This is a genomic window from Variovorax sp. UMC13, assembly GCF_014170375.1.
Classification (GTDB): domain Bacteria; phylum Pseudomonadota; class Gammaproteobacteria; order Burkholderiales; family Burkholderiaceae_C; genus Variovorax.
Window position 1 is genome coordinate 88,087 of the sequence record NZ_LZZW01000003.1, and the last position, 24,682, is coordinate 112,768.

Sequence of the window (24,682 nt, forward strand, 5' to 3'; positions counted from 1 at the left end):
GGCACGAGGTTAAGAACGCCGTGTGACAGCCTCATATCAACTCGATCACGAATTTGTCATCGTTCGATTCACACAATCTATGGATGTCAGCCGCCAAACTCCGTGCCTTCCTCGCCGTCGCCCAGCACGGAAGCTTCAGCGCCGCCGCGCGTGCCGTGGGCCTGAGCCAGCCCACGCTGACCACCCAGGTCCAGGGGCTGGAGCGCCAGCACAAGGTCGTGCTGTTCCACCGCCAGGGCCATCGCATCGAGCTCACCAGCGTGGGCGAGCGGCTGCTGCCCGTCGCGCGCCAGATCGCATCGCTCGAGCTCGATGCATGGAACCTGCTGCACGACAGCGGCGACCTGCAGTCGGGCGAGTTGCGGCTGGGCGCGGTCGGGCCCTTCCATGTGATCGAGATGGTCGACGCCTACCGCCAGCGCTATCCGCGGCTCGACGTGTCGATCCGCATGGGCAACTCGTCGTCGGTGTTCAAGGACCTCGAGGACTACGCCATCGACATCGGCGTGCTGGCGCGCTTCCACGAGACGCCGGGCTTCTGCGCCACGCCCTATGCGCGCCATGCGCTGATCCTGTTCGTGCACCGCGAGCACCCCTTCGCCAACCGCGGCCAGATCCGCTTGGAAGAGCTGCACGGCCAGCCGCTGCTGCAGCGCGAGAGCGGCTCCAGCACGCGGCGCGCGCTCGACGAGGCGCTGGCACGCGCGGGCGTGCGGCCCAAGCTCGCGATGGAGATCGGCAGCCGCGAGGCGATCCGCGAGGCGGCGGCGCGCGGCATCGGCATCGGCGCGGTGTCGGAGGCCGAGTTCATTCCAGACACACGGCTGCGCACCGTGCGCATCGAGGGCGATCCGGCCGTCACGCAGACCTACCTCTATTGCCTGCAGGTCCGGCGCGAGAGCCGGGTGCTGGCTTCCTTCTTCGACGTGGCGCTCGCGCTGCGCAGAGGGGTGAACGACCACGCGACGCCCTGATTCGCCATGACCCGGCCTGGCCCGACCTGACGAGAAAGCCGACAGCAGGATCGAAATACCCATGGGCTTTCGTCTCTGGCACGTCACCGCGCTCTTCTGTAATTCGACCACCCCCTCCACAAAGGCAGTCGAAACATGTCCGTCGCGTCAACTCGCACACTCACCTTCCCGCGCGCCACCGTCGGTCGCGGGCATCGGCCGGCATGGCCATCCTTCGCGCGCTGGCGCACCCTGGCGCTCGCCGCCACCCTGGGCGCGGTGCTTAGCGCCTGCGGCGGCGGCAGCGGCGGCAGTGGCAACGGATCGCCCACGCCGACCCCGCCCACCGACCCCGCGCAACCCGAGTTGCCTGGCGCGCCGACGGTACGCCGCACGCTGCTCATCGACATCGATGGCGCCACCTACGCCGCGGTGCAGGCCGGCATCGCCAACGGCAGCCTGCCCCACCTCGCGAAGCTCGAGCCGCGGCTGGCCTACAGCGGCGGCAGGGTCGGCACGCCCTCGCAGCAACCTACGCTCGACACGCCGGGCTGGGCCACGCTGCTGACCGGCGCCTGGGCCAGCCGGCACCAGGTGCTGTCGCAGGCGCCGAAGCAGGTCATGCGAGGCCCCACGCTGTACCAGCGCCTCAAGCAGAACGACGGCACGCGCCAGCATGGCGCGGCCGTGGCATCGCAGGGCCTGGCCCAGCTGCTGGCGTCGGAACACGACAGCGGCAACCTCGACACGCTGGGCGACTGCTCGAAGGACGCCATGGCGACCGACTGCGTGACCACGCAGGCCGCGCAGATGATCGGCGGCAGCTACGCCACGGTGCTGGCGCAATACCGCGCGGCCAAGGACGCGGCGCTGGACTTCGGCCAGAACGCGCCGCAGTACGCAGGCACGCTGGCCCGGCTCGACCAGGCCGTCGGCACACTGGTGGCCGAGACCGCCAAACGGGGCGGCGAACGCTGGCTGATCGTGGTCACCGGCAACCACGGCCTGAGCGCCAACAGCCAGGACGACGGCCTGCCGCTGCTGCCCGAATCCGCGACCTTCATCGGCCTGAACCAACCGGCCAACATGGGTGCCGACGGCGTCGGCGCACCGCTGCCGCAGACACTGGCCGAGCTCTATGCGCACGCCAGCATCGCCGACGTCACGCCCACGCTGCTGGGCTACCTCGATGCGCTGCCCGACACCAGGCGCTATGTGATGGACGGCGCGCGCCTGCTCGGCGCGCAGCCGGTGTCGCAGCTGGACGCCACGGTGCTCGACAACAACTCGGCCGACGTGCGCGTGGCGCTGGGCTGGGCCGCGCCGGCCAAGGGCGCGATCACGGTGCTGCGCGGCGGCGAGGTGATCGCCTCGCAACTGCCCGCGGGCACCACGTCGTACGTCGACACCCAGTTGTCGCAGGTGCTGGTGGCCAAGGGCACCTACCAGCTCGACTACACGGTGCAGGCCGGCGACGGCGCCGAGGCCGCCACGCGTGCAGTGCTCACGCCGTCCGTGTCGTACGTGCCGCCGGTGCCGCTGGCGCCCACGCTGCGCAACGGCCTGGTGTCGTACTACCCCTTCAGCGCCACGCTGCCGCCCGTCGACGCGATGGCGCACAGCACGATGGGCCCGGCCTCCAGTGAGCTGCCCGCCGGCGCCGGCCTGGTCGTGCCCGGCCCGCTCGCGGGCACGCAGGGCCTGCTGGTCGACACCAACTTCGTGACCGCCAGCGGCCTCGAAGGCTACCGGCTCACGCCGGCCGAAGGCTTCGACATCAGCAAGGGCAGCGCACCGCAGTTCACGCTGGGCTTCTGGTTCAAGACGCCCGCGTGCGTGGACCGCAACAACGTCACCATCCTTTCGAACAAGAGCTATGTGAGCGGCGGCAATGCCGGCGTCGCAGTCGGCCTGTTCGCGAGCTCGGGCAACCAGTGCGGCGTGGCTTTCAACATCGGCTCGGGCGGCGGCGTGCGCGCCGACGGGCCGACCGGCCCCTACACCCAGATCACGGTCAACCGCTGGGTGTACATCGCCTTCTCGGTCGACGGCGTGGCCAAGACCATGAACATGGTCGTGTTCGATCCGGTCACCGGCACCACCAACCGCGTGGCCACGGGCAAGTCGACCGGCAGCGTGGACCTGTCGAAGCTCTCGCCGTATCCGCAGTGGGGCATCGGCGACGACGGCACCGGCACCTTCCTGATGAACAAGTGCAACGGCACGGTCACGCCGCCGTACTTCGCGGGCAAGTGCGCGACCGCACCCACCTACCAGCAGCACTTCGGCGACCTGGCGATGTGGAACCGCGTGCTGAGCGACGCCGAGCTGCAATCCATCTTCCTGTCGAACAAGCCGCTGTCGACGCTGCCCGCGACGCCCGCTCCCTGAGGACCCACGATGACATCCCAGATCCTTTCCTGTGGCTGGCGCACCTGCGCCAAGGCGGTCGCCGTGGCGGGCATGGCCTGTGTGCTGATGGCGGGTTGCGGCGGAGGAGGCGGCAGCGCGGCGCCGTCGGCGCCGCCGCCCGCAGCGGCTGGCGGCGACGGCGCCGCGCCCCCCGCGGTGCCGATCGTCACCGCGCCCACGCCGGGCCCGGGCGCGGAAGCCGGTGCCGATGCGCCGCGCCCGAATTCGAAACTCGACTGCGCGCCCTGAGAACGCGCACACCGTCCGACAACCCTTCTCGTCGAAGTTCAAGAACATGACCACCATGAACCGCCGCACCCTGTTGCGCGCCGCCGCAGCCAGCGCCGCGCTCGGCCCCTTTCCGCCGGCCATCCAGCGCGCGCTCGCCATCCCGGCGAACAACGCCACGGGCACCCTCAACGACGTGGAGCACGTGATCATCCTGATGCAGGAGAACCGTTCCTTCGACCACTACTTCGGCACCTTGCCCGGCGTGCGCGGCTTCAGCGACCGCTTGACCATCCCGATGGCCTCGGGCCAGCCGGTGTGGATCCAGCAGGGCAGCGCCGACACCGTGCAGCCCTTCTACCTCGACGCCACCAAGGGCAACGCGCTGCGCGTGGGCGGCGCCCACGACTGGGGCGACCAGCAGGCCGCCTGGGACGGCGGCCGCATGGCGGCCTGGCCCAAGGCCAAGAACACCAAGATCTCGATGGGCCACCTGCGCGAGTCCGACCTGCCCTTCCACTGGGCGCTGGCCAACGCCTTCACGGTCTGCGACGCGTACCACACCTCGATCCACACCGGCACCTTCACCAACCGCATGTTCCTGTGGAGCGGGACCAATGGCGCCAACGTGGTCGGCCAGGCCTGCGTGACCAACGCCAACTGGGGGGGCCTGGGCCCGTCGTCCGACGGCCTGAGCTGGACCACCTACCCCGAGCGCCTGCAGGCCGCCGGCGTGCGCTGGAAGGTCTACAACCGGCCGGGCAACAACAGCAACAACAACCAGCTGGTGGCCTTCGCCTCGTACCGCGCGGTCAACGAGCAGTTGCAGTCCGTCGGCTCGCCCAACGTGGCCTACTCGCCGGCGATCGAAGCCCTGTCGCCGCTCTACAAGGGCTTCGGCAACACCATGCCCGACGGCGGCTTCCTGCAGGCCGTGGCCGACGACATCGCCGCGGGCACCTTGCCGCAGGTGAGCTGGATCGTCGCGCCTGGCGCCTACAGCGAGCATCCGAGCATGTCGGTGCCGCAGCAGGGCGCCTGGTACATCCAGACGCTGCTGGACATGCTCACGGCCAACCCCGAGGTCTGGAGCAAGACCGTGCTGATCATCAACTTCGACGAGAACGACTGCTTCTTCGACCACGTGCCGCCGCCCTCGCCGCCGTGGCGCAACGACGACGGCACCTACCAGGGAAAGTCGACTGTGGACATCGCGAGCGAGTACTACACGATGCGGGCCCCGCCGGGCGACACCAGCCAGCGCACGCCCGACGGCCGCTCCTTCGGCGCCAGCTCGCGCCTGCCGATGCTGGTGATCTCGCCGTGGAGCGTGGGCGGCTGGGTCAACTCCCAGGTGTTCGACCACACTTCGACGCTGCGCTTCCTCGAGCAGCGCTTCGGCGTGCGCGAGACCAACATCAGCCCGTGGCGGCGCGCGGTGTTCGGCGACCTGATGTCCTGCTTCGACTTCAAGAACCCGAACCGCGCCAAGCCCGCGCTGACGACCGCGCCGACCAAGGCGCAGGCCGACGCCACCTATTCGCAGCAGGTGGCCTCGCCGGGCGTGCCGGTGCCCGCGGTGGGCACGGTGCCGTTGCCGACGCAGGCCCTGGTGGTGCGGCCTTCGCGCGCCTTGCCCTACCGCCTGCACACCAGCGCCAACGTCGACCTGTCCAGCGGCCAGGTCTGGCTCAGCTTCAGCAACACCGGCACGCAGGGTGCGGTGTTCCACGTCTACGACGAACTCAACCTGTCGCGCCGCCCGCAGCGCTACACGGTCGAGCCCGGCAAGTTGATCTCCGACGCCTGGAAGGCCATGGCCGACAACGCGGGCAGGTACCGGCTCTGGGTGCTCGGGCCCAACGGCTACCACCGGCACTTCGCGGGCGACCTCAATGCGCTGCGCAGCGGGCCGAATCCGGAAGTGCGCGTCTGCTACGACCCGGAGGGCAACGCCGTCCGCCTGACGATCATGAACATGGGCGACGCGCCCGCTACCGTGAGCGTCCAGGCCAACGCCTACCGCCACGACGGCCCGTGGACCTACACGGTGGCGCCGGGCATGCAGCTCGAACCCTCGTGGTCGCTGGCCGAGACGCAGAGCTGGTATGACTTCACGCTGACCATGGACGGCGGTTTCGGCCGGCGCTTCGCGGGGCGGCTGGAGACCGGCAAGGACGGCGTCAGTGATCCGGCGATGGGCGTGGCCTGAGGCGATGCAGCCTTGCATATTCCCTTCATGATCGGTGGGCATGATCGCGTGCCTTGCATGCGCAGCCACCCGAGACGAGACCCCCCGCGATGACGCTCAACCAGATCCGCGCCTTCATCGCGGTCGCGCACGACGGCGGCTTCACCGCCGCCGCGCGTGCGCTGGGCATGAGCCACAGCACGCTCAACTCGCAGATCCAGATGCTCGAGCGGGAGTACGGCGCCGAGCTGTTCCACCGCCGCGGCCGGCGCGTGGAGCTTTCGGCCCTGGGCCTGGAGATGCTGCCCATGGCGCGCCGCATGGCCGCGCTCGAGGGCGACATGGCCTCGCTGCTGGACGACAGCGGCAAGCTGCGCCGCGGCTCGCTGCGCATCGGCGCGGTCGGGCCCTTCCACGTCACCGAGATGATCGAGGCCTATCACGCGGTCCATCCGCGCATCAAGCTGTCGGTCACGTTGGGCAACTCCGAAGTCGTGCTGGACGCGCTCGACAAGTACGTGAGCGATGTCGGCGTGGTGGCCAGCCGCTTTCCCGACGCGCGCTATCACATGCAGCTCTATGCGCGCTACCCGGTGATCGCCTTCGTCCACGTGGCGCATCCCTTCGCGAAGCGGGAGTCCATCGCTTTGCATGAGCTTGCCGGGCAGCCGCTGCTGATGCGCGAACCCGGCTCGACCACCCGCAAGGCGCTCGAGGATGCGCTGAAGGCGCAGGGCGTGCGCGTGCAGGTCGCGATGGAGATCGGCAGCCGCGAAGCGCTGCGCGAGGCGGTGGCGCGGGGCCTGGGCATCGGCACGGTCTCGCAGTCGGAGTACGTGGCCGACCCGCGCCTCAAGCCCGTGCCCATCGAGGGCGATTTGGTCTCTACGCACATCCATGTGTGCTGCCTGCGCGAGCGGCGCGAGAGCCGGCTGATCGCGTCTTTCTTCGACGCCATCGCTGCGTGCCCGGTGGCCTTGCCTGCGCCGCTCTGAACCATGGGCCCGCGGCGATGCGTCAGGCGCGCGGACCGCGCCAACGCGCGATGCCGAAGCCCGATGCGCCGGCCGCGCACAGGAAAGCCAGCACCCCCAGCCACGCCGAGCAGGTGAGCGCATAGACACCCAAGCCGGCGCCTGCGGCCACGATGGCCGCCATCCATTCCAGTGCGGGATCGAACCCGCGCTTGGGCTGCGGCGTTGGCGCGGCGCGCTCGGGGTCGTGCTTGCCGGTCGGCTGCGGCGTCTTTCGGGCCCGCCTTTGCCGCGGATCGGGAAAGTGTTCTCTCAGTGCCGCGGTGGGCCATGGGCCGCCAGGTGATGAACTGACGCCCGCCAAGGTCCAGACCGGGTCGGCATCTTGCTGCGCGAGGTCGCTCAGCAGGCTCGACAGTGCCTGGCCGTGCTGCAGGTCGTCGAGCTCGGCCAGGGTGCTGCGCAGCCACGGTTCGGCGTCGGCGGCGTCGGGCAGTCCTTGGGTGCGCAGCAGGATGTGATCCGGGAAATGCTGGACCATCAGGGTCTCGAAGGCTTCATACATCGGGCGATAGCGTTCCCCGATCGCCGTGAGCAGCGCCTCGCGCCGGGTCGCGAGGCGTGCCAGGGCCGTGGCCTGGTCGGCGACCAGGTAAGGGTAGGTGGCCTCGGCGCCGAAGTCGTCGAGGCACTCCTCGCGATCGACCGCCGAGGCCTCGTCGTCGATGTCGTATTCGTCGATGAAGCGTGCGTGCCGGATATCGTCGGCACTGAACAGCGCACGCCAGAACAGCGGGAAGAAGGCGTTGGCTTCCAGCTCGGCGCCATCGCCGAAAAAGCCGCGCCATTCGTTGCGGCTGCCTTCGGGCATCCGGGGCAGGGTGGTGCTGGACAGATAAACGGGATGGGACATGCGCGGCGCTCCATGGGGGATGGGCAGGCCGCATCTTAGGGTGGGGGCCGGACGGTCCTGCGATTCGATCGGGCCGCTCCGGGCTAAGCCGCCTCTACGCGCAGGAAGCTCGGAAGACGGCGGTGCAATGCATATGCAAGTGACTTCTTGTTCCTTGGCGATCGCCGGGCGCGGCGGAAGAATGGCCGGGCACTCCCGCCTTTCCGTTTTCCCCGCCCCACGCCATGTCCGTTCCCGATCTCCCGCGCCAGATGCACCTGGGCGCCTTCTTCTTCGGCGTGGGCCACCACCTCGCCGCCTGGCGCCATCCTGAGGTCGACCCCGGCGCGGCCAGCCGCATCGGCGCGTTGCGCGAATGGGCCCGCGTGGCCGAGGCCGCGAAGTTCGATGCCATCTTCTTCGCCGACAACGTCGGCCTGCCCGGTCCGCCCGATGCGGTGGTGGCGAAGAACGCGCTCTGGTATCCGCTCGATCCCCTGCTCACGCTGGCCGCGCTGTCGCAGGCCACCGAGCGCATCGGGCTGGTGGCCACGGTCTCCTCGACCTACCTGCCGCCCTATCACCTGGCGCGCAAGTACGCCACGCTCGACCAGCTGAGCGAAGGCCGCAGCGGCTGGAACCTCGTGACCTCGGGCAGCGACTTCGAGGCGCGCAGCTTCGGGCTCGACCAGCAGATCGCCCATGCCGACCGCTACACCCGGGCGCGCGAATACGTGCAGGTGGTCAAGGGCCTGTGGGACACCTGGGAGGACGATGCCTTCGTGCACGACAAAGAGGCCAACCGCTTCTTCGACCCGGCCGGGCTGCACCGCGTGGCGCACGAGGGCGCGTACTACAAGGTGCACGGCGGCCTGCAGACGCCGCGCGCGCCGCAGGGCTACCCGGTGCTGGTGCAGGCCGGCTCCTCGGGCGACGGGCAGGACCTGGCCGCCGCGTCGGCCGAGGTGGTGTTCACCGCGCAGCAGACGGCCGAGGATGCGCGCGCCTTCTACAGCGGCCTCAAGGCCCGGCTGCCGGCCTACGGGCGCACCGCCGACCAGCTCAAGATCCTGCCCGGCATCTCGCCCTTCGTGGGCCGCACGCGGCAGGAGGCGCAGGACAAGTTCGAGCAGCTGCAGGGGCTGATCGATCCGGTGCTGGGCGTGGGCCTGCTCTCGACCTTCCTGGGCAACGTCGACCTGTCGGGCTATGCCATCGACGACCCGTTCCCGCAGGACCTGCCCGTGACCGAAGGCTGGAAGAGCCGGCAGGAACTGTTCAGCCGGCTCGCGCAGCGCGATGGCCTGAGCATCCGCCAGCTCTACGAGAAGGTCGCGGGCGCGCGCGGCCACTGGACGATGGTGGGCACGGCGGCGGACATCGCCGATCAGCTGGAGCATTGGTTCAGCACCGGCGCGGCCGACGGCTTCAACGTGCTGGCGCCCACGCTGCCGCACGGGCTCAAGGATTTCGCGGCGCTGGTGATCCCCGAACTGCAGCGGCGCGGCCTGTTCCGCACCGAGTACACGGGCCGCACCCTGCGCGATCACCTGGGCCTGGCGCGGCCCGCCCATCCGAAGGCCCGCGTGGCATGACGCGCGTGCACAGACGAAGCGGTTGTTTGGATTCCACTTTTTATTCGTTGGTGAAAGCGGCCCCGAACCCTAGATTGATGGCCATGGCCACCCAGAAGGCCGCCCACCCGATCAGGAGTTTTCATTTCATGTCCGCAGATACCAGCGAGATCGTCGCCTTGCCCGAAGCCCTCGAACGCGCCCAGGCCGAGGCCGCTGCGCAGAACCTGCCCTATGCGGGCGGCGTCGCGCCCGCCGAGGCCTGGCAGCTCGTGCAGGACGGCGCGGCCGTGCTGGTCGACGTGCGTTCCAACGAGGAACGCACCTTCGTCGGCCAGGTGCCCGACAGCCTGCACGTGCCATGGGCCACCGGCACCGCGCTCACGCGCAACCCGCGCTTCGTGCGCGAACTCGAGGCCAAGCTCGCCAAGCAGGGCGGCAAGGAGGCGACGGTGCTGCTGCTGTGCCGCAGCGGCAAGCGCTCGGCGCTCGCGGCCGAAGCGGCGGCCAAGGCCGGCTTCGCACGCGTGTTCAACGTGCGCGAAGGCTTCGAGGGCGAGATCGATGCGCAGCAGCATCGCGGCACGGCCGACGGCTGGCGCTTTCATCGATTGCCCTGGACCCAGGGCTGACATCCACCGACCCACGAAAGAAGGAAACGAATGGCCCGGTTCGACATCGGCGGCATCGCCGGCGCGCTGCATGCGGCACGCGACGAATGGCGCGCGGCGCAGAAGCGCTCACGCGAGCCCGGCGGGCGCGAGTTCCCCTCGCGCGATGCGCTCACGCAGATCCTGCGCTCGCTGCAGGGCGTGCTGTTCCCGATGCGGCTGGGGCCGGTCGACCTGCGCCAGGACAGCGAGGACATCTACGTCGCCTACACGCTCGACGCGGCGCTGCATGCGCTGCACGGCCAGGCGCTGCTCGAACTCAACGACCGGGCCCGGCGCGCCGGGCAATCGACGGCCGACGTGGACGAACGCGCCACCGCCGCCGTGCGGGCCTTCGGCGCCGCGCTGCCCGACATCCGCCGGCTGCTCGACACCGACGTGCTCGCGGCCTACCAGGGCGACCCGGCGGCGCACAGCGTCGACGAGGTGCTGCTGTGCTATCCGGGCGTGCTGGCGATGGTCCACCACCGGCTCGCGCACCGGCTCTACACGCTCGACCTGCCGCTGCTCGCGCGCATCGTGGCCGAGCTCGCGCATGCGCAGACCGGCATCGACATCCACCCGGGCGCGCGGATCGGCCCTAGCTTCTTCATCGACCACGGCACCGGCGTCGTGATCGGCGAGACGGCCGTGATCGGCCAGCGCGTGCGGGTCTACCAGGCCGTCACGCTGGGCGCCAAGCGCTTCCCCACCGATGCCGAGGGCAAGCTGCAGAAGGGCCTGCCGCGCCATCCGCTGGTGGAGGACGACGTGGTGATCTATGCCGGCGCGACCATCCTCGGGCGCGTGACGCTGGGCAAGGGCGCGACCATCGGCGGCAACGTCTGGATCACCGACGACGTGCCCGCGGGCGCGAGCGTGACGCAGGCCGGCCTGCTCAACGCCAGGCCGGTGAAATGAGCGCGCTGCCCGAGGCCCTCCCGCTCTACGACCTGGTCGAGACCTTCGGCATCGCGGTGCGCCAGCTGCGCGAGGTGCGCGGCTGGTCGCAGGAGCAGCTGGCCGAGCGTTCCAACCTCAACCGCTCCTACGTGGGCGAGGTCGAGCGCGGCCGCGTGATCGCCTCGATCCTGACCGCGCAGAAACTGGCCTGCGCGCTCGACATCAACATCGCGAGCCTGCTCTCGCGCTGCGAACAACTGGAGCAGCAGCGCACCGTGCGCCGCATCAACTTGGCGGCTATAGCCTGTTGAGCGGACCACCCGGTCGCCCTGAAACTCCGCCTCGATTTCCTTTCTTTCATCGATCAACGGAGTCCTTATGACCGCAACAGTGGGTGGAACCACCGCCCTTGGCGACAATGCCGCACGCCAGCTCGCCAATGCCACCAAGAGCGTTCCCCAGCTCGAGACCATCAGCCCGCGCTGGCTCACCCACCTGTTGCAGTGGGTCCCCGTCGAGGCCGGCACCTACCGCCTCAACAAGGTCAAGAACCCCGAGTCGATCAAGGTCGTCTGCACCTCGCGCGAAGACGAGAACCAGCTGCCGCGCACCTGGGTCGACTACGAAGAGCATCCGCGCGAGTACAACCTCAACGCCGTGAGCACCGTGCTGGACGTGCACACCCGCATCTCCGACCTGTACAGCAGCCCGCACGACCAGATCAAGGAACAGCTGCGCCTGACGATCGAGACGATCAAGGAGAACCAGGAAAGCGAGCTGATCAACAACCCCGACTACGGCCTGCTGTCGCAGGTGACCGACGAGCAGCGCATCTTCCCGCTGACCGGCGCGCCCACGCCCGACGACCTCGACGAGCTGCTGACCAAGGTCTGGAAGGAGCCGGCCTTCTTCCTCACCCACCCGCTGGCCATCGCCGCCTTTGGCCGCGAAGCCACGCGCCGCGGCACGCCGCCGCCGACCGTGAGCCTGTTCGGCTCGCAGTTCATCACCTGGCGCGGCATCCCGCTGATCCCGTCGAACAAGGTGCCGGTGGCCGACGGCAAGAGCAAGATCCTGCTGCTGCGCGTGGGCGACAAGCGCCAGGGCGTGGTCGGCCTGTTCCAGCCGGGCCTGACCGGCGAACAGAGCCCGGGCCTGTCGGTGCGCTTCATGGGCATCAACAACCACGCGATCGCGTCGTACCTGATCTCGCTGTACTGCTCGGTCGCGGTGCTGACCACCGACGCGCTGGCCGTGCTCGACGACGTCGAGATCGGCAAGTACCACGACTATCCCGACACCTACAAGTAAGGCGCGCCGTGAGCACGTCACTTTCTCCACCGGGCCTGTCGCCGCTGCTGCAGCTTCCGCAGCAGCCCGAGGCGCCCTTCGATCCGGCCGTGCTGGCGCGCATGGCGAGCCAGCTGTTCGCGGCCCTGCCGGGCCAGGCGACACCGCTGGGCGTGCAGGCGCCGTCGCAGCTCGCCCCCGCGGGCTCGCCGCTGGTGAGCCCGGCCGGCTTCGGCCCCAGCGTGCCGGGCACGCCGATCCCGCAGGGGCAGGTGCCGGGCACCAACCTGCTGCCGGGCTCGCCCACGCAACTGCCTTCGCTGGCGCATCGCGCGCCCTCGCTGCTGCCGCACGCGGTGGCTGGCAACGGCGCGCCGGACGCCTTCCACAGTGCCTTGCCGGCCTACGAACCGCGGCTGGGCAGCGCGGTGCTGGGTGTGCCCGAAGGCCATGCGGCGCATGCGCCGGCGCCGGCGCTGGGCAGTGCACAGCCGTCCGCGGGTGCATCGCCGTTCTATTTCCTGAACGGCAGCCACGGCCATCCGTCGGCCGGTGCAGTGCCCGCTGCGTCACCGCCCCTGCAGGTCCTGCCCCCTCTCCCGCTCGCGGGAGAGGGCGGGGGTGAGGGCTTTCCGAAGAACCGCGATGCAGGCTCGCTCCCGGCCCTCTCCCCGGAAGGGAAAGCGGGCAGCGGCCAACCGCAGTACTACTTCGTCGATTCGGTGCGCCTGACCAGCGGCTACGTCACGCCGGCCAAGCCCGCGCCGCACGGCGACGTGCCCTCGGTCGCGCAGGGCCAGCACCAGCCCTTCGACGTGCATGCGGTGCGGCGCGACTTCCCGGTGCTGCAGGAGCGCGTGAACGGCCGGCCACTGGTGTGGTTCGACAACGCCGCCACCACGCACAAGCCGCAATCGGTGATCGATCGCATCGCGTATTTCTACGCGCACGAGAACTCGAACATCCACCGCGCGGCGCACGAGCTCGCGGCGCGCGCGACCGATGCCTACGAAGGCGCGCGCGAGCGGGTGCGCAAGTTCCTCAACGCGCCCGACGTGAACGAGGTGATCTTCGTGCGCGGCACCACCGAGGCGATCAACCTGGTCGCCAAGAGCTGGGGTGCGCAGCACGTGGGCGAGGGCGACGAGATCATCGTCTCGAACCTCGAGCACCACGCCAACATCGTGCCCTGGCAGCAGCTGGCTTCGGCCAAGGGCGCGAAGCTGCGCGTGATCCCGGTCGACGACTCGGGCCAGGTGCTGCTCGACGAGTACCGCAAGCTGCTCAACGACCGTACCAAGATCGTGGCCGTCACGCAGGTCTCGAACGCGCTGGGCACGGTGGTGCCGGTGAAGGAGATCGTCGCGCTGGCGCACCGCGCGGGCGCGAAGGCGCTGGTGGACGGCGCGCAGTCGGTCTCGCACATGCGGGTGGACGTGCAGGACCTCGACGCCGACTTCTTCGTCTTCTCCGGCCACAAGGTCTTCGGGCCCACCGGCATCGGCGTGGTCTGGGGCAAGCGCGAGGTGCTCGAGGACATGCCCCCGTGGCAGGGCGGCGGCAACATGATCGCCGACGTGACCTTCGAGAAGACGGTGTTCCAGCCGATCCCGAACAAGTTCGAGGCCGGCACCGGCAACATCGCCGACGCGGTGGGCCTGGGCGCGGCGATCGACTACGTGAACCAGGTCGGCATCGAGAACATCGCGCGCTACGAGCACGAGCTGCTGGTCTACGGCATGGCGCAGCTGCGCACCATCCCCGGCGTGCGGCTGATCGGCACGGCGGCCGACAAGGCCAGCGTGATGTCCTTCGTGCTCGACGGCTACAGCACCGAGGAAGTGGGCCATGCGCTCAACGACGAGGGCATCGCGGTGCGCACCGGCCACCACTGCGCGCAGCCGATCCTGCGGCGTTTCGGCGTCGAGACCACGGTGCGGCCCTCGCTGGCCTTCTACAACACCTTCGACGAGATCGATCGCCTGGTGGCGGTGGTGCGCAAGCTCGCGGGGCAGCGCCGCGCGGGCTGAACGCCGGCCCGCATGGCGTCGTGCGGCGCCATGCGGGTAGACGTTTTCGGCATGCGCATATCGGATTTGCGTCGTTGGGTTTTGGGGCTCGTCTTCGTACAGTCGGTTTCAGTTTCAACACAGGAGACCGAATGTCGATCCTTCGCAAATGGTGGCATGCCGCCACGCTCGCCACCCTGACCTTCACCGCGGCGGCCCCGGCCGCCTTCGCGCAGGCCTCGGCCGACGGCAGCGGCCCGCTGGTGTCCACCGAGTGGCTCGACAGGAACCTCAAGAACCCCAAGCTGCGCGTGATCGAGGTCAGCGTGAACCCGGGTCTCTACGAGCGCGGCCATGTGCCGGGCGCGGTCAACTTCTCGTGGCATGCCGACCTCAACGACCGCGTGCGCCGCGACATCGTGAGCCAGGCCGATTTCGAGAAGCTGCTGTCGGCCGCGGGCGTCGACAACGACAGCACCGTGGTGCTCTACGGCGACAACAACAACTGGTTCGCGGCCTGGGGCGCCTGGGTGTTCGAGCAGTACGGCGTGCGCAACGTCAAGCTGCTCGACGGCGGCCGCAAGAAGTGGGAAGCCGAAGGCCGCGTGCTCGAGAACCGCGCACCGGAAGTCGTGGCCACGCGCTACAAGGTCACGCGCCCGCAGCCCGAACTGCGCGCGCGCCTGGCCGACGTGCTGGGCGTGGCCGAGGGCAAGACCGACGCCAGGCTGGTCGACATCCGCTCGGCCGACGAATACACGGGCAAGATCTTCGCGCCGCCGGGCGCGGCCGAGCTCGCGGTGCGTGCCGGCCACATCCCGGGCGCGGCCAACGTGCCCTGGGGCCGCGCGGTCAACGAAGACGGCACCTTCAAGTCGGCCGCCGAACTCAAGGCGCTCTATGCCTCGGTCGGCATCGACGGCAGCAAGCCGGTCATCACCTACTGCCGCATCGGCGAGCGCTCGAGCCACACCTGGTTCGCGCTGACCAAGATCCTGGGCTACCAGAACGTGCGCAACTACGACGGCTCGTGGACCGAATACGGCAATGCCGTGGGCGTGCCGGTGAGCAACCCCAGCGGCACGGTCTGGGCGTCGAAGTAGGCAGCGTTCTTTCTTTGGGTGGGGACAACTCGTTGTCTCCTCGTCGTGTGGTAACGACGTTCGGGCGGACCTTGGGTCCGCCCTTTTTTCGTGAGGAGCGGGTTCGAAGATGACGACAACGACGACAGCGCAGATTCCGGCGGCCGATGCGCCCACCGGGCCCGGCCGCGTGGCATGGATCGCCGCCGCCCTGGTCGTGCTGCTGACCGTGGCCGGCGTGCAGGCGCTGGGCGAGCGCAGCGGCGGCCGCGCGCTGGCCTTCGCGGCCGGACTGGGCGCGCTGCTGGGCGTGGTGCTGCAGCGCTCGCGCTTCTGCTTCTACTGCCATGCGCGCGACTACTTCGAGCGCGGCGATGCGCGCGGCCTGCTGGCGATCGTCGCGGCGCTGGCGGTCGGCACACTGGGCATGCACGTGGTCATGACCGGCTGGCTGCCCGTGCCCATGCCGGGGCGGCTGCCGCCCGATTCCCACATCGGCCCGGTGAGCTGGGCGCTGGTCCTGGCCGGCCTGGCCTTCGGCCTGGGCATGGTGGTGTCGGGTTCGTGCATCAGCGCCCACTGGTACCGGCTGGGTGAGGGATCGCCCACCGCGCCCTTCGCACTCATCGGCTCCGCAGCCGGCTTCGTGCTGGGCTTCAACAGCTGGAACACGCTCTACAGCGCGACCATCGCGACGGCTCCTGTCATCTGGTTACCGCACCACCTGGGCTATGCCGGATCGGCCGCGGTGCAACTGGGCCTGCTGGCCGTGATCGCTGCGCTGCTGTGGCGACGCCTGCCGGCCGAGGGTGCGCCCTTGCCGCGCGCCGCCAGCTTCGGCGCGGCCCTGCGCCGGGCCTTCGTCGGCCGCTGGCCGGCGGTGTGGGGCGGTGTCGCGGTCGGCGCCATCGCGGTGATCGTGGTACTGCGCCTGCGGCCCCTGGGCGTGACCGCGGCGCTGGGCAGTGCGGCGCGCACGGTCGGCGAGCATCAAGGCCTGGTGCCGCAGCGACTCGAAGGCCTCGACACCTTCGGCGGCTGCGTGACGGCCGTGCTCGAGTATTTCTGGCAGACACCCAACGCCCTGCTTATCGCGGGCATCGTGGCCGGCGCGCTGGCGTCAGCCCTGGCCAGCGGCCAGTTCAAGCCACGTGTTCCCAGCCTGCGCCAGGCCGTGCGCGGCCTGGGCGGCGGCGTGCTGCTGGGCTGGGGCGCGATGACGGGTCTGGGCTGCACCGTGGGCAACCTGCTCTCGGGCACCATGGCCGGCGCGCTCTCGGGCTGGGTCTTCGGTGCCGCGGTGCTGTGCGCGGTGTGGGCCGGCTTGCGCCTGCGCTGGAGCCTTTGAAAAAGGCAGGGAGAGGGTCTGCGCGCAGCGAGATACCTCATGCGCAATCGGTCTTTGGTTTGCTCGCCGCGCCTCGCAGAATCGAGCACGGCGCAAGCCATTGAAGAGAGAAACCGATGACCACACAGCACCCCCCCGTTTCCCCGGTCGACCAGGCGCGACGCGTGATCGGCGTGACGCGCCAGGCCTGGCGCGTGGCGCCGCTGTCCGAGCATGCCGAGGCCCGGCGTGCACCGCACGGCTACGTGCCCCTGCGTGCCTTGAGGCGCGTGCAGGTCGCGGCGCAACGCAGGCTGCCCGTGGGGGTGGCGCTGGCGCATTCCTGGTAGGGCCCACAGCCCCCTCGTGCGGGCGCCGTGGGCGCGCCGGCAAGGCGAGACTCAGCGCCGCAGGCCCAGCAGCTCGCGCGCCACCACCCAGCGGTGCACCTCGGTCGGCCCCTCGTAGATGCGCATCAGGCGCGCCTCGTTGGCCATCTGCTGCAGCGGCATTTCCTTGGTCATGCCCATCGCGCCGAACATCTGCATGGCGTGGTCGATCACCTCCCAAGCCATCTCTGTGGCGAACACCTTGACCATCGACACCTGCGTGCGTGCCTCGTCGCCACGGTCGATGCGTGCGGCGGCTTCGTAGGTCATGAGCCGGCAGGCATGGATGCGCGTCGCCGCGTCGGCGACCCACCATTGCACGGTCTGGCGTTCCGCGAGCGACGCGCCGAAGGTGCGGCGCTGCGGCGCGTACTCGCACATCATGTCGAGCGCGCGCTGGGCGCGGCCGATGCACCAGGCCGCCATCTGCAGCCGGCGGCTCGACAGCCGCGCCTGCATGGGCGCGAAGCCCTGGCCTTCCGGGCCGAGCAGCCGTGAATGCGGCACCCGGCAGTCCTCGAACAGCACCTCGTAGGTCGAGACGCCGCCGATCATGGGAATGCGGCGCTCGACCTTGAAGCCCGGCGTGTCCTTGTCGACGATGAAGGCCGAGATGCCACCGCGCCCGCCTTTGTCCCGGTCCGTCACGGCCATCACGATGGTCCAGTCCGCGCGCATGGCGCGGCTGATCCAGATCTTGCGGCCGTTGAGGACCCAGTCGTCGCCGTCGCGCACCGCGCGGGTCGACATGGCCGAGGGATCGGCGCCCGCGCCGGGTTCGGAGATCGCGATGGCCGAGACCGTCTCGCCGCGAGCGTAGGGCGCGAGGTAGGCGGCGCGCTGTTCGTCGTTGGCGGCCGTGAGCAGCATGCGCAGGTTGGGCGAGTCCGGCGGCAGCTCGTAGGGGGTGATGGTCTTGCCGAACTCCTCGTTCACCCCGACCATCGCGACCACCGGCAGGTCGAGGCCCTCCATCTCGGCCGGTGCGTCGAGGCCCCACAGCCCGCGCGCCTTGGACACGGCATCGAGCGTGGCGTGCTCCTGCGGCGACAGCTCCCACGGCGCACCGGCCGCCTCGCGCTTCAACAGCGCCGCCTCCAGTGGCAGCAGGTCTTCGCGCACGAAGCTGGCCACCAGGTCCTTGAGCGTCTGATGCTCGGGATCGAGTTCGAAAATCATTCCATCACTCCAAAATTTCCAGGGAAACGGCCGCCAGGCTCAGCGGCCGTTGAAGCGCGGCGTGCGGCGCTCGGCCATCGCCTGCACGCCTTCGCGAAAGTCCTCGCTGCGGAACTGCAGCTGCTGCTCGGCCAGTTCGCGCCGGTTGATGTCGCGCACCTCCTGCGCCAAGTTGGCCCGCAAGGTGGCGCGGGTGCTCTGCACCGCGAGCGGCGCCGACTCGGCGATCTGCGCCGCCAGCGCCTGGGCCCGTGCCAGCACCTCGTCGGCCGCCACCAGTTCGTCGGCGAGGCCGATGGCGAGCGCCTCGCGGCCGTCGATGCGGCGGCCGGTGTAGAACAGCATCGATGCCCGCTGGGCGCCGATCAGGCGCGGCAAGGTGTGGCTCAGCCCGAAGCCCGGATGGAAACCCAGCCGGTTGAAGTTGACGCTGAAGCGCGCCGCCTCGCAGGTCACGCGGAAGTCGGCCGTCAGCGCCAGCCCGACGCCGGCGCCCACGGCCGCCCCGTGGACCGCCGCGACGACCGGCTTGCGGTTGTCGAACAGCCGCAGCGCGTGCGCATAGAAGTCGGCCGGGTCCATGGCCTCGCCGCCGCCCGGCACGCCGGAGAAGTCGGCGCCGGCGCAGAAGGACTTGCCCTCGGCCGCAAGCACGATGGCGCGGCAGCCGGCATCGCCGTCGAGCGTGGCCAGGGTGTCGGCGAGCTCGCGCATGGCCTGCGCGTCGACGAAGTTGTGGGGCGGACGGCACAGCGTCAGCGTGACGACGTGGCCGTCGCGGCTCTGTGCGAGGGAGGAGGGGGAGGATGCGTTCATTGGAGTTCGATCTTTGCGGAGCTTGCGATGCGTTTCCAGACCTCGATCTGCTCGCGCTGGAAACTGCGCAGTTCGTCCTGGCCGCCCTTCATCACGACCACGTTCTGCTTGGCGTAGAACTCGATGGTCTCGGGCATGGCGAGGATCTTCACGAACAGCTCCGACAGCTTGTCGACCACCGGCTTCGGGGTGTTCGCGGGCGCCGCGACGCCAGTCCAGGTGTCGCCGCTGAAGCCTGCGATGCCCTGTTCCCGCGCGGTGGGCACGTCGGCCAGTCCGGCCAGGCGCTGATCGGCCGCGATGGCCAGCGCACGAAGCTTGCCGCCGCGCAGCAGCTCCATGGTGGCCGTGATGTCGGCGAAGCCCAGGTCGGTCTGCGCAGAGATGGTGGCATTCACCGCCTCGGGCGCGCCCTTGTAGGGCACGTTGAGCAGCTTGATGCCGGCCTTCTCGGAGAACAGTTCGCCCATCAACTGGTAGGCGGCCGAGCCCGAGGCGAAGGTGGTCTGGCCGGGCTTGGCGCGGGCCGCGTCGATCAGGTCCTTCAGCGTCTTGTAGGGCGATTGGGCCGGCACGATGAGCACGATGGGCGATCGCATCAGCGTCGAGACCGGCGCCAGGTCCTTCACCGGGTCGTAGGGCAGCTGCTTGAACAGCGCCACGTTGGTGGCCAGCGTCGAGTTGCTGCCCATGAGCAGCGTGTAGCCGTCGGCGGGGGCGGAGGTCACGGCCTTGACCGCGATGAAGCCGTTGGCGCCCGCGCGGTTGTCGACGATCACGGGCTGGCCCGTCAGTTCGCCCAGCTTGCGCGCGAAGAAGCGCGCGCCGACATCGGTGCCCGAGCCGGGCGGGAAGGGCACGACGAAACGGATCGGCTTGCTCGGATAGTCCGTGGCCGCCGCCGCCGCCGGCTGCTGCGCCTGGGCGAATGGCGCTGCAGCGAGGGCCAGGGTGGCGGTCAGCGCGGCGGCGCTCAGCGTCCTCGACAAGGGGTTCATGAGGGATGTCTCCTGTAGGTGTGCCGCGGATTCTATAAACTTGCTTGTTGACTAGCAAGTAAGTAGTTACGATGGCTTCCATCGCATCAGCAGAGAACATTCCATGGAGACACAGACAAGCACTTCATCCGCGGCCACCGGGCCGCTCCAGGGCATCCGCGTGCTGGACCTGACCTCGGTCGTGCTCGGGCCGGTGGCCACGCAGATCCTCGGCGACTACGGCGCGGACGTGATCAAGGTCGAGCCGATCGAGGGCGACCTGATGCGGGCCAACGGCGTGTCGCGCCATGCCGGCATGAGCTCGATCTTCCTCGCGATCAACCGCAACAAGCGCTCGCTCGCGGTCGACCTCAAGACGGCCGAGGGGCGGCAGATCCTGCTCGAGCTTGCGGCCGAGACCGACGTCTTCGTGCACAACATGCGCGTTCCGGCGATCGAGCGCCTGGGGCTGGGCTACGAGGCACTGCGGGCGGTGCGTCCCGACATCGTCTACTGCGCGGCCACCGGCTTCGGCCAGTCGGGTCCGCACCGTGCCAAGCCGGCCTTCGACGACATCATCCAGGCGGCCAGCGGCATCGCCGGCCTGATGTGGCAATCGACAGGCACGGCCGACTACGTGCCGACCTTGATGGCCGACAAGACCACGGGGATCGTGACCGTCAACGCAATCCTCGCGGCGCTGTTCCATCGCGAGCGCTCGGGCGCCGGCCAGTACGTCGAGGTGCCGATGCTGGAGACCATGGTCGAGTTCACCATGACCGAGCACATGGGCGGCCTGGCCTTCGAGCCCCCGACCGCGCCGGCGGGCTACGGCCGCGTGGTCAGCGGCGGTCGCAAGCCGGCGCCGACCTCGGACGGCTACATCGCGATGCTGCCCTACAGCCCCCAGCAGTGGCTCGCGCTGTTCCGGCGCGTGGGGCGCGAAGACCTGGCGCGCGCCTACGACCTGTCCGACCGGCACAAGCTCAACGCGGCGGTGCGCGATCTCTACCGCGAGCTCAACGGCCTGACGCCCACGCGCTCCAGCGCCGAGTGGGTCGCGATCTGCGACGAGCTCGACATCCCGGCCACGCAGATCTGGCAGATCGACGAACTGCCCGAACACCCGCACCTCAAGGCGGTCGGCATGTTCCAGGCCATGGACCATCCCTCGGAGGGCGCGCTGCTGGCCACGCGGCCCGCGACCCTGTTCGGGGCCACCCCCGCCCAGATCCGCAGCGGTGCGCCGCTGCTGGGGCAGCACTCGGGCGAGATCCTGGCCGAACTCGGTTACGACGCAGGCCGGATCGAGCGTCTGCGCAGCGCCGGCATCGTGAAGGAGCCGGTGCCGCCTCGTTAGACTTCGCGTCCATGAAAACAGCCGCGAAGCCGCCCGAACCGAGCCCGACCCGCCGCACGCAGGTCGAGCGCCGCGCGTCCGCGGAAGCGCGGCTGCTGGCCGCCGCGCGCGAGATCGTGGCGCGCAAGGGCTGGGTCGGGATGACGCTGGCCGAGGTGGGCGAGGCCGCGGGCTACAGCCGGGGCCTGGCCGCGCACCATTTCGGCAGCAAGCCCGCGCTGCTGCGCGCGCTGGCATCGCACATCAACGACAACTTCATGCGCGAGCTCGAGCTCAACCCGCCGGTCGCGGAGGGCATGGCCTCCTTGCTTTCCTTCGTCAGCGTGTACCTCGGTCGCACCGACGGCCGCTGGACCAACACGCGCGCGCTGCTGGTGCTCATGGCCGAGGCCACCACCGACGATTCCGAGACGGGCGAGAGCCTCGCGCGCTACAACCAGAGCGTGATCGACTTCCTCGCGCTGCACTTTCACGCGGCCATCGCGGCCGGCGAGATGCGCCAGGGCCTCGATCCGGGGACCTGCGCGGCCATCGTCATCGGCGCCTTGCGCGGCGTGATGCTGCAGTCGCTGCTGAAGAACGCGACGGTGGACCTCGCGGCCGTGAGCGAGACGCTGTCGGCGATGATCGTGCGGAGCTTCGCCCGGGATCCGGAGGCCTGGGGCCTTGCAGAGCGCCGCGGCGCGCATTCCGCCTAGCCTCCGGCGGGCGTCTCGGCGGGCTGGACGCGAGAGTCCTTCCCGAGCCGCCAGGTCATCGCGGTCCCGACGACCGCCGCGACGAAACCCCCCAGGAACACGCTGGAATGGCCGAAGCGGTCGGCCATCAGGCCGGCCAGCGGACCGGTCGCGCCATACGCCAGGTCCTGGAAGGCCGCGAAGCCCCCGATGGCCGTGCCGCGCAGGTGCGCCGGCACGCGCTTGACCGCCTCGAGCCCCATGGCGGGAAACACCATCGAGCACCCCATGCCGGTCAGCAGCGCGCCCACCATGGCCACGGCAGGATGGGGCGCCAGCCACAGCAGCGCCTGGCCCAGCGCCTCGACCGTCAGCGACACCAGCGCGACCCGGTTGCCGCCGATGCGGTCGGGCAGGCGGCCCGCCACCAGTCGCAGCGCGACGAAGCCGAGGCCGAAGCAGGTCAGCCCATAGCCCGCGCCGTGCCAGCCGTGGGCCAGGAAGTACAGCGGAAAGAAGGCGCCCAGGGCCGCGAAACCGACGCCTTGCAAGCCCACGACCGCACCCTGCTTCCAGATCAGCCGCAGCACATCGGAGAAGGGGGCGCGGCGTCCCGGCGCGGACCGGGCCGGCGCGATGGACCACAGCATCGCGCCGCTGAGCAGCGGCAGCACCATGCTGCCCGCCATCAGGCCGGCGAAGCCGAGCTTCTGCAGCAGCCAGAGCCCGAGCGGTCCGCCCAGCGCGAAGGCGCCATACAGGCCGGTGCCGACGAGCGCCATGACCTGGCCCGATCGCGCCGGACCCATGGCCGCCATGGCCCAGCCCAGCATGCCGACCAGCGCGAAGCTTTCGCCCAGGCCCAGCACCAGGCGGCCCGCCAGCAGCACCAGGTACGCACCGGCGCCATGGCCGAGGGCGGGCAGCGCGGAGGCCCAGCACAGGAGCGACGCGGCCGCGTAGAGGAACAGGCCCCTGAACATCGCGACCTTGCCGCCACGTTCGTCGGCCAGCCGACCCGCCCAGCCACGGCTCAGGAGGGTGGAGAGAAAGGCGATGCCCACGGCCAGGCCGGACGCGACATTGCCCATGCCCAGCGTCTGCGACACATGGACCGCCACCGCTGGCATCGACATCGCGACCGACAGGTAGCCGAGGAAAAGCGCGAAGGTCATCCAGACCAGTTCGCGCAAGGAAGAATTTGCCTGGACGTTCGTCATCGAGCGCCGCTCCTTGAATTTTCAAAGGGGCACCTGCAGGACGAAGCGGCGGGGAGAGATGGGTGCCGAAGCGACCAACGCACACCGCCAGCCGGCCGCGGGTGCCACTGGTGATGCGTTGGTTGACGTAAACGCTTACGGCGTGTCGCGCGCTGAAGGCCTCAGCGTCGATTTTGCAGCGGCGATTCTAGCGGCAACGGCTTCGACGCAGGGGCGTGCCTGCCCGAGGATCGACCTCGGGCCGCGTCGAACGACTGGCCTCAGCAAGGCTCGGGGTCGACAAGCAAGAAGCTGCCGTGGCCACCCGGCAGGATCTCGTGCCAGCGGCCCGCCGGGATGATCTGCAGGTCGCCGGCGCGAAGGGGCACCTGTACGCCATCGAGGACCAGGTCGATGGCGCCTTCGAGCATCAGCAAGGCTTCGTCGTAGCCCGGATGCATCTCCCTGGCCAGCCCCGCTGCATCGACCTTGAACAGCTTCAGGCCCACGCCGCCGGGTCGCCCCACCAGCTTGCCGGACCACGCCGGACCCAGCAGCCGTGCGTGGCCGACCAGGTCCCGGTGTGTCGGCGCGGCGTGTGGAGCGGTCATGGGTGGCGCTTGCCGTGTCTCGGGTCAGGCGGCGCGCCGCGCTTCGTAGGCCTTGAGGTTGACGTAGGCGATCTGCAGCACCGACGGCGTGGCGGCCTGGCCCGGCGCCTTGCGTCGCAGCAGGTCGCCGATGATGTGGTCGGCTTCCACTGCCGCGCCGCGCGCCATGTCCTTGTACATCGAGGCCGTGATCGGCGAGCCGGGCATGGTGAGGAAGGCACGGCCGCGCTGCACGGCCGCGGCGCGGGGCGCGAAGCCGTTGTGGGCGGCGATGGCGCTGCACTCGTCGAAGATCGACAGCGACACGGCTTCGCCGCCCGCGGCCACGATCTCGCCGAAGGACGAGCGCAACAGCGTCGTGACGCCCGCGGCCGAGGCGATGAAGACCCACTTCTCCCACATCTCCTGCAGGATGTTCTCGCTGGCGTTGCTGCCGAAGTTCGCGCCCGCGAACTGGGCCGCGATCGCGTCGACGCGGGCCGAGCGGCCGCCCGCGCGTTCGCCGTAGTTGAGGTCGTGCGTGTCGTTGAGGTGCAGCACGCGGCCCTCGTCGTCGAGCGTGGCCGAGATCAGGCACAGGCCGCCGAGCACGCGCTCCTCGCCGAAGCGCGCGGCCAGGGCGTCGATGTGCTGCATGCCGTTGAGCAGCGGCAGGATCACGGTGTTTGGCCCGACCGCGGGCGCGAAGGAGTCCATGGTCGAGGCGAGGTCGTAGGCCTTGCTGCCGACCAGGATCACGTCGTAGGGCCCGTCGATGCCGTCGGCCAGCACGTGCCTGGGTGCCGGCAGCTGCAGGTTGCCCTGCGGGCTCTGGATCACCAGCCCGGTCTTGGCGAGCTGTGCCACGCGCCGAGGCCGCAGCAGGAAGGTGACGTCGCGCCCCGCTTCGAGCAAACGACCGCCGAAATAACCACCGAGTGCACCCGCACCCACTATGAGAAATCTCATCTTTATCACTCCCGAGTCAGACAGAAAAAGATCGACGGCGA

23 protein-coding genes are annotated in these 24,682 nt (G+C 69.9%); 16 read left to right on the top strand and 7 right to left on the bottom strand.

The window, feature by feature from the left end; translation table 11 throughout:
* Nucleotides 1-83 precede the first annotated feature (83 nt).
* The 5 genes from A9977_RS01220 (at nt 84) to A9977_RS01240 (ending at nt 6,779) form a co-directional block, all read left to right on the top strand.
* Nucleotides 84-974, top strand: a complete 891-nt coding sequence (locus A9977_RS01220) for a LysR substrate-binding domain-containing protein (RefSeq protein ID WP_183023038.1) — start codon at nt 84-86, stop codon at nt 972-974.
* A 135-nt stretch (nt 975-1,109) separates the two neighbouring features.
* Nucleotides 1,110-3,344, top strand: coding sequence for an alkaline phosphatase family protein (locus tag A9977_RS01225; protein WP_183023039.1), 2,235 nt, complete (start codon nt 1,110-1,112; stop codon nt 3,342-3,344).
* Between the two features lie 9 nt (nt 3,345-3,353).
* The gene (locus A9977_RS01230; RefSeq protein WP_183023040.1) at nt 3,354-3,614 is read left to right on the top strand and encodes a hypothetical protein; all 261 of its coding nucleotides are present in this window, start codon (nt 3,354-3,356) and stop codon (nt 3,612-3,614) included.
* 46 nt (nt 3,615-3,660) lie between these two features.
* Nucleotides 3,661-5,805 carry a phosphocholine-specific phospholipase C gene (locus tag A9977_RS01235; RefSeq protein WP_405054661.1) on the top strand — a complete coding sequence of 715 codons (2,145 nt, stop codon included), beginning with the start codon at nt 3,661-3,663 and terminating at the stop codon, nt 5,803-5,805.
* A gap of 89 nt (nt 5,806-5,894) precedes the next feature.
* The gene (locus tag A9977_RS01240; RefSeq protein ID WP_183023042.1) at nt 5,895-6,779 is read left to right on the top strand and encodes a LysR substrate-binding domain-containing protein; all 885 of its coding nucleotides are present in this window, start codon (nt 5,895-5,897) and stop codon (nt 6,777-6,779) included.
* A 22-nt stretch (nt 6,780-6,801) separates the two neighbouring features.
* On the opposite strand, the gene A9977_RS01245 is transcribed toward A9977_RS01240, so the two are convergent.
* Complete coding sequence (locus A9977_RS01245; RefSeq protein WP_183023043.1) at nt 6,802-7,671, bottom strand: hypothetical protein; 870 nt, start codon at nt 7,669-7,671, stop codon at nt 6,802-6,804.
* Between the two features lie 224 nt (nt 7,672-7,895).
* On the opposite strand from A9977_RS01245, the gene A9977_RS01250 reads away from it, so the two are divergent.
* From A9977_RS01250 to A9977_RS01290, 9 genes are all read left to right on the top strand, one after another.
* Complete coding sequence (locus tag A9977_RS01250; RefSeq protein WP_183023044.1) at nt 7,896-9,245, top strand: LLM class flavin-dependent oxidoreductase; 1,350 nt, start codon at nt 7,896-7,898, stop codon at nt 9,243-9,245.
* A gap of 128 nt (nt 9,246-9,373) precedes the next feature.
* Nucleotides 9,374-9,856 (top strand): rhodanese-like domain-containing protein, encoded by a 483-nt coding sequence (locus A9977_RS01255; protein ID WP_183023045.1) that lies wholly within the window; start codon nt 9,374-9,376, stop codon nt 9,854-9,856.
* Nucleotides 9,857-9,886: 30 nt separating this feature from the next.
* Nucleotides 9,887-10,795 carry a serine O-acetyltransferase EpsC gene (gene epsC, locus A9977_RS01260; protein WP_183023046.1) on the top strand — a complete coding sequence of 303 codons (909 nt, stop codon included), beginning with the start codon at nt 9,887-9,889 and terminating at the stop codon, nt 10,793-10,795.
* Nucleotides 10,792-11,088 (top strand): helix-turn-helix domain-containing protein, encoded by a 297-nt coding sequence (locus A9977_RS01265; RefSeq protein WP_183023047.1) that lies wholly within the window; start codon nt 10,792-10,794, stop codon nt 11,086-11,088. The genes epsC and A9977_RS01265 overlap by 4 nt, the downstream gene beginning before the upstream one ends.
* Nucleotides 11,089-11,155: 67 nt before the next feature.
* A complete protein-coding gene (locus A9977_RS01270) occupies nt 11,156-12,088 on the top strand; it encodes a family 2A encapsulin nanocompartment shell protein (protein WP_183023048.1) in 933 nt (310 codons plus the stop codon).
* 101 nt (nt 12,089-12,189) lie between these two features.
* Entirely contained in the window at nt 12,190-14,097 is a 1,908-nt protein-coding gene (locus A9977_RS01275; RefSeq protein WP_183023349.1) for a family 2A encapsulin nanocompartment cargo protein cysteine desulfurase, read from the top strand.
* A gap of 131 nt (nt 14,098-14,228) precedes the next feature.
* A complete protein-coding gene (locus A9977_RS01280) occupies nt 14,229-15,179 on the top strand; it encodes a sulfurtransferase (RefSeq protein ID WP_183023049.1) in 951 nt (316 codons plus the stop codon).
* A 109-nt stretch (nt 15,180-15,288) separates the two neighbouring features.
* Nucleotides 15,289-16,506 (top strand): YeeE/YedE family protein, encoded by a 1,218-nt coding sequence (locus A9977_RS01285; RefSeq protein ID WP_183023050.1) that lies wholly within the window; start codon nt 15,289-15,291, stop codon nt 16,504-16,506.
* 116 nt (nt 16,507-16,622) lie between these two features.
* Nucleotides 16,623-16,835, top strand: coding sequence for a hypothetical protein (locus tag A9977_RS01290; protein WP_183023051.1), 213 nt, complete (start codon nt 16,623-16,625; stop codon nt 16,833-16,835).
* Nucleotides 16,836-16,886: 51 nt separating this feature from the next.
* On the opposite strand, the gene A9977_RS01295 is transcribed toward A9977_RS01290, so the two are convergent.
* The 3 genes from A9977_RS01295 to A9977_RS01305 are packed head-to-tail and all read right to left on the bottom strand — an operon-like array spanning nt 16,887 to nt 19,867.
* The gene (locus A9977_RS01295) at nt 16,887-18,053 is read right to left on the bottom strand and encodes an acyl-CoA dehydrogenase family protein (protein ID WP_183023052.1); all 1,167 of its coding nucleotides are present in this window, start codon (nt 18,051-18,053) and stop codon (nt 16,887-16,889) included.
* Between the two features lie 39 nt (nt 18,054-18,092).
* Complete coding sequence (locus A9977_RS01300) at nt 18,093-18,869, bottom strand: enoyl-CoA hydratase/isomerase family protein (protein ID WP_183023053.1); 777 nt, start codon at nt 18,867-18,869, stop codon at nt 18,093-18,095.
* Nucleotides 18,866-19,867, bottom strand: coding sequence for a tripartite tricarboxylate transporter substrate binding protein (locus A9977_RS01305; RefSeq protein WP_183023054.1), 1,002 nt, complete (start codon nt 19,865-19,867; stop codon nt 18,866-18,868). Before A9977_RS01305 ends, A9977_RS01300 begins: the two co-directional genes overlap by 4 nt.
* A gap of 103 nt (nt 19,868-19,970) precedes the next feature.
* Here A9977_RS01305 and A9977_RS01310 point away from each other — a divergent pair, with 103 nt between their 5' ends.
* Complete coding sequence (locus A9977_RS01310; RefSeq protein WP_183023055.1) at nt 19,971-21,206, top strand: CaiB/BaiF CoA-transferase family protein; 1,236 nt, start codon at nt 19,971-19,973, stop codon at nt 21,204-21,206.
* Between the two features lie 11 nt (nt 21,207-21,217).
* Complete coding sequence (locus A9977_RS01315) at nt 21,218-21,904, top strand: TetR/AcrR family transcriptional regulator (protein WP_183023056.1); 687 nt, start codon at nt 21,218-21,220, stop codon at nt 21,902-21,904.
* Here the strand turns inward: A9977_RS01315 and A9977_RS01320 are convergent.
* From A9977_RS01320 to panE, 3 genes are all read right to left on the bottom strand, one after another.
* Nucleotides 21,901-23,103 (bottom strand): MFS transporter, encoded by a 1,203-nt coding sequence (locus tag A9977_RS01320; protein ID WP_183023057.1) that lies wholly within the window; start codon nt 23,101-23,103, stop codon nt 21,901-21,903. The genes A9977_RS01315 and A9977_RS01320 overlap by 4 nt on opposite strands.
* A gap of 260 nt (nt 23,104-23,363) precedes the next feature.
* Nucleotides 23,364-23,693, bottom strand: coding sequence for a cupin domain-containing protein (locus A9977_RS01325; RefSeq protein ID WP_183023058.1), 330 nt, complete (start codon nt 23,691-23,693; stop codon nt 23,364-23,366).
* Nucleotides 23,694-23,717: 24 nt separating this feature from the next.
* Nucleotides 23,718-24,641 (bottom strand): 2-dehydropantoate 2-reductase, encoded by a 924-nt coding sequence (gene panE, locus A9977_RS01330; protein WP_183023059.1) that lies wholly within the window; start codon nt 24,639-24,641, stop codon nt 23,718-23,720.
* Between the last annotated feature and the right edge of the window lie 41 nt (nt 24,642-24,682).